The following is a 5,187-nucleotide window of genomic DNA, read 5'->3' as shown; positions in this document are numbered from 1 at the left end:
GACTAAATGCTTCCCCGTCAGGAAGTTGATCCTTATTTAGCTGGGCAGCAATGTCTCTAATTATTATAGGACCTTTATTAAGAAAAACAGAGTAGGGGCTAACTCCATCCACCCTGAATAAGTGAGCCAAATGATCTAACGTGACCGAACGCTTACCGTTAAAAATAGCACTAATACTTTGTGTGTGGGCATCAAGTTCTGTAGCAAAGTCTCGCTGATTTTTAACCAGCCCATTTTCTACCAAATAGTGATGGACCTTAATAAATCTACCCGTAATTCCCTCTCGGCTCATGATTTACTGTAGGACGGATTTGTAACTGTAAACAATATGTTTATTTTTGTAAACAATATGTTTACATATCGTGATAAACATATGCCCGGAAAAGCTAAAAATGAGCATATGACACTAAATTGAAGCATAATTATATCTATCATCCAAGCATTGAATGTCCCTAAAAATATCATTTAAGTAGTGGTTGATAGCATTAAAAGCTCACGTAATAAACAACTACTGTTGAAGACAAATTCAGGTAGCAATAACATATTGAATCAATAAAAATAAAGAATTAAGCAAACTCTGTAGAAAAATAAGAATAGTTACGAATGATTCTACTATTTTGTTTAAGACTCATACTACAAAATGTCAAAATTGTTCTATATTTTAAACTGAATTGTTAAATAATAGTTTAAAAATACTCAACAAAGGAAGGTATAAAGACTATTGCTGCAAAGATTTTAACCTCACCTTCGCGCAGCACTCACGACTACACATATAGAAACTAATGCTTTTAAGTATAGCATTAAGTGCGATGACGCTCTATTTTCCCATTTTCTATTTGCTCTCGAAAAAAGAAGAATAGGGGACCGAAGCGTATCAATTAATTGACTATGAAACCATGCTATCTACTGAATTACGATATAAAGCTATTTCTTAGTCATTGTATGTATTAGGTATCCTAGCAGGACATATGGGACTCTTTGCGGGACTACTTGCGCTAGGCCTACCTATTTTAGGATCTTTCACGTATGTGGTAGCCGCCTTAAAGTGATTTTGATCATAATCAAACAGCTTAAAGAAGAAGTCCTATGAAACTAGATCAGCCAGTTTGCTTCACTACCCCAATTATCACGAATGAACGATTGCCATTGCAACACGGCTGATATCTATTGTATAGATTCGAACGCCGTAGATCAGTTTATACTAAAAAAGATCATGAATCGGTATGCCCCACACGTGACGATCCGGTTTTTTAACAGCCCATCGAAAGTAATACACCCCTTGCTTATTGAGGACATAGCTCGCCCTCAGCTTGTACTGATGGAATTGCATTACCCCAACGAACCCGGTTGGAAGCTGCTGGATTTTCTAGAAAAGCTACCTCTATTACTGCCCGTGGTTGTGCTTTCATCTTCCATTCTACCGCATGACCAAACTCGGGCACTACGATACACGATGATACACGACTACATTACCAAGCCTTTTACTTCGGAAAATATTGAATCTTTACGGAAATACGGGCTCGACCTGGGGGAATAACCAGGACCTAAATCTACCAAGTGAAATAACGAACACACGATTCGTAGCATATAGCCCAACGATCGCTCAGATAAAATACTTATAGAATAGTGATGTTAGATTATGTTACGTCTAAATTCTATCAAAGCACAACTACTTTCACCTCTATAAAAGAAATTGCTTTATCACTGATGCTATTGCTATTTTCTATAGCTGCTTCTTCCCAGACCGGCTTCGTTATTAAAGAGGGTGGGATAATCGCTACAAAGGTTTGAAACAATCTTGATCAGCCCATCTGCTCATGGCAGGGTAGCCCCATCCCATAGGGAATCATTTGGGAAAGATAGCCTATGGAACAACTATTTCGTGCCTAGTAGGTTACCTAAGAGAAGCCAATTTTTTTACCTAAAACTATACAACACTATGGCTAAGCAGCACAAAAAAAACTCAAAAGAAAAAGGGTCTAAAAAGCAAGAACAACTATCTCAACATAAGAAAGAGTATGATAATCAGCCCTTAACTACTAACCAGGGACTGAAAGTTAATGACACTAACAATTCACTTAAGAGTGGGGAGCGTGGTTCTACGTTATTAGAAGACTTTTTGCTACGCGAAAAGATATCGCATTTTGATCATGAGCGAATTCCTGAGCGGATCGTACATGCTCGAGGAAGTGGGGCGCACGGTGTATTTGAACTATACGAACCTATTCCGAAGTATACGAAAGCAGGAATCTTTAACGATACGAAAAGGAAAACTCCGGTTTTTGTTCGGTTTTCTACAGTAGCCGGATCTAAAGGGTCAACTGACTTGGCGCGCGATGTACGCGGATTCGCTGTCAAGTTTTACACCGAAGAAGGAACCTGGGATTTGGTAGGTAATAATATGCCTATCTTCTTCATTCAAGATGCTATGAAATTTCCGGATTTGATCCACTCGGTCAAACCAGAACCTAATAATGAAATACCACAGGCTGCCTAAGCGCACGACACTTTTTATGACTTCGTTTCGCTCACGACCGAGACGTTGCATAATCATATTTGGGTGATGAGTGACCGGGGCATTCCTCGCAGTTATCGGATGATGGAAGGCTTTGGTATTCATACGTTTCGGATGATTAACAAAAAGGGGGAAGCTCATTTTGTGAAATTTCACTGGAAGCCAACGCTAGGGGTGCACTCCGTAACCTGGGACGAAGCTGTCAAAATAAGTGGAGCGGATGCTGATTTCCACCGCCGAGATTTGTGGGATGCTATTGATGCAGGCCAGTATCCGGAATGGGAACTGGGGTTACAAATTATCCCTGAGAAAGACGAACACAAATTTGAATTTGATCTGCTAGATCCTACCAAATTAATTCCTGAAGAGCTGGTACCCGTGCACATAGTAGGGAAGATGACGCTGAATCGTAATCCGGATAACTTCTTCGCTGAAACTGAGCAAGTAGCCTTTCTACCGGGCCATATTGTACCCGGGTTAGACTTTACGAATGATCCACTGTTGCAAGGTCGCCTGTTCTCGTATCGCGATACCCAACTATCACGGCTAGGTAGTCCTAATTTCCATCAAATTCCGATTAATCGGCCAGTGGTAGAAAGTCACAATAATTTGCGGGACGCGCACATGCAGATGATTATACCAACCGGCCAAACCGCTTATTTCCCCAACACACTCGGGGGAGGGTGCCCACATCTAAGTAAGATGGCCGAAGGGGCCTTCCATTCATACGAAGAGCGTATTGATGCTAAAAAAATAAGAGGACGAAGCGAAAGTTTTAGCGATCACTTCTCCCAGCCGGCCTTGTTTTACCGAAGTTTAGCCGATTGGGAGAAATCGCACGTGGCCAATGCTTACGCTTTTGAGTTAGGGAAGTGTAACCATGACCCTATTAAAGAACGAATGCTATGGTTAATTGCTCAGATTGATCAGGATTTGGCAAAGAAAGTAGCTGAGGATTTAGGCATGAGCGTACCTAGTAGTATTGAAAAACCCATTAATCAAGCTATTGGGGCCGATGCTAAGGTAAAAGAGCATCAGCCCGGTAAAAAGAAAAACTATCTGGATAAATCACCTGCGTTGAGCCAGGCCAACACCAAGTTTGAAAGCATCGCTGCGCGGAAAATAGCGGTACTGGTAGCGGACGGTTTCCGCATGAAGGACTATGAGAACGTGCAGAAACTGGAGAAAGAAGGGGCTACGCTGGTGTTAATTGCCCCGCACGGGGGTACGGTTACCTGTGATCAGAACATGAAGCATTCCGTAGGTGCGGCTATCGCTACGACAGAAAGTGTGCTCTTTGATGCAGTATATATTCCGGGTGGATCAAAATCTATTAAAGCGCTTCAAAAGGAAGCTAAGTTTACCAAATTTCTAAACGAAGCCTTCAAACATTGCAAAGCCATCATCGCTGATAACGAAGGGGAGGATCTCATTGACGGCACATATATTCAACATCATAAAGAAGATCAGGCCGTGTTGATCAACGAAAAGGTAGCAGTTATCAAAAAGACTATTGCCCAGCACCGCAATTGGAAGCGAATGGAAATAGCTGAGATGGTACCTGCCTAAGGGCCTATAGAATGGAAGGACTCGGTACGGGTAGGAGCGCGTTTCAATAGTGGCAGAGTAAACCCATGGTGACTATTGCTTTTAAGGGTGACATTATATAAGTAATAAGGGGTAGCGAATCTTCTTCTTCATCATTTGTATTCATTCTACTATATAAACCAGACAAAAGACAGTAAACAAATTGAATAAGACAACGCAATCTTACGGACAACTTTTCATGTTTTTTTATGATGAAAGTAGCCGTGAAAGTGTCTCAAAGCGATTCTCCGATGATTCGTCCGAACCAATTCAACCTATTTCTTTTTATCTGTCCCTAATTCGTTCAAGGAATATGGCCATTACATTAGTTATCAACCAAATGATGTGATAGTAGGCCGGTTGCTGTAAGAAGAAGATACCGTATCGCTGCCGATCACTAAGGCATTGTCTTCTTATAGAACCAAGTCAATTGTCATTAATATAGGCTTAAATACAGCTATTCCGCCACTTTTATAATCATTGAAGTTGAATAATAAATTAATCAGCATAGTTTGGTATTCGAAGAAAATACGCCATACTCGCTTATTCTTTTTATACTCTACTACGTTGCACATGATTAACCGATACTTATTTAATGCCACACTACTACTTATTGGAAGCCTCTTTGGCTGTCGAACCACTTCCCAAGCACCTCCCGAACTTACCCGTTGGCAAACGCAAGCCGAGAACGTCACAATTCATCGCGATGATTTCGGCGTCCCTCATATATACGGAAAGACAGATGCCGATGCCGTTTTTGGTTTACTATACGCCCAGTGCGAAGACGATTTTTCTCGGGTTGAACAGAACTACATTTGGGCTACCGGACGCTTAGCGGAGGTAGATGGCGAAAGTGCATTATACAGCGATTTGCGGGCTAAGCTATTTATGACCCAAGACGAAGCCATTGCTCACTACGAAAATAGCCCAGCGTGGCTCAAGACCTTGTGTGATGCCTGGGCAGATGGTGTTAATTATTACTTACACACTCACCCCGAAGTACAACCTCTATTACTGTCTCGGTTCGAACCCTGGATGCCCATGTACTTCAGTGAAGGCTCCATTGGGGGTGACATCGAGCGGGT

The 5,187-nt window shown here is 41.6% G+C and carries 4 protein-coding genes and 1 pseudogene; 4 read left to right on the top strand and 1 reads right to left on the bottom strand.

Annotation, left to right across the window (positions count from 1 at the left end; translation table 11 throughout):
* Positions 1 to 292: hypothetical protein (locus tag WBA23_RS07010; protein ID WP_424581544.1), on the bottom strand; the 292-nt coding region annotated here is incomplete at its 3' end.
* A gap of 840 nt (positions 293 to 1,132) precedes the next feature.
* Between WBA23_RS07010 and WBA23_RS07005 the strand changes: the two genes are divergently transcribed.
* From WBA23_RS07005 to WBA23_RS06990, 4 genes and pseudogenes are all read left to right on the top strand, one after another.
* Positions 1,133 to 1,537, top strand: a complete 405-nt coding sequence (locus WBA23_RS07005; RefSeq protein WP_424581543.1) for a response regulator — start codon at positions 1,133 to 1,135, stop codon at positions 1,535 to 1,537.
* A gap of 402 nt (positions 1,538 to 1,939) precedes the next feature.
* Positions 1,940 to 3,178 (top strand): annotated as a pseudogene (locus tag WBA23_RS07000) (catalase); the annotation flags it as partial.
* A 39-nt stretch (positions 3,179 to 3,217) separates the two neighbouring features.
* Positions 3,218 to 4,084 carry a catalase-related domain-containing protein gene (locus WBA23_RS06995; RefSeq protein ID WP_424581546.1) on the top strand — a complete coding sequence of 289 codons (867 nt, stop codon included), beginning with the start codon at positions 3,218 to 3,220 and terminating at the stop codon, positions 4,082 to 4,084.
* A 591-nt stretch (positions 4,085 to 4,675) separates the two neighbouring features.
* Positions 4,676 to 5,187: penicillin acylase family protein (locus WBA23_RS06990; protein ID WP_424581542.1), on the top strand; the 512-nt coding region annotated here is incomplete at its 3' end.

It is taken from the genome of Tunicatimonas sp. (genome assembly GCF_049647865.1).
In the GTDB taxonomy this organism is placed as follows: domain Bacteria; phylum Bacteroidota; class Bacteroidia; order Cytophagales; family Cyclobacteriaceae; genus Tunicatimonas.
This window is presented reverse-complemented; position numbering and strand designations above follow the sequence as displayed.

Bases quoted from the DNA above. Each gene is read 5' to 3' on its own strand.
- WBA23_RS07005 (WP_424581543.1), top strand. From the start codon at position 1,133: ATGAACGATTGCCATTGCAACACGGCTGATATCTATTGTATAGATTCG.
- WBA23_RS06995 (WP_424581546.1), top strand. From the start codon at position 3,218: ATGGCCGAAGGGGCCTTCCATTCATACGAAGAGCGTATTGATGCTAAA.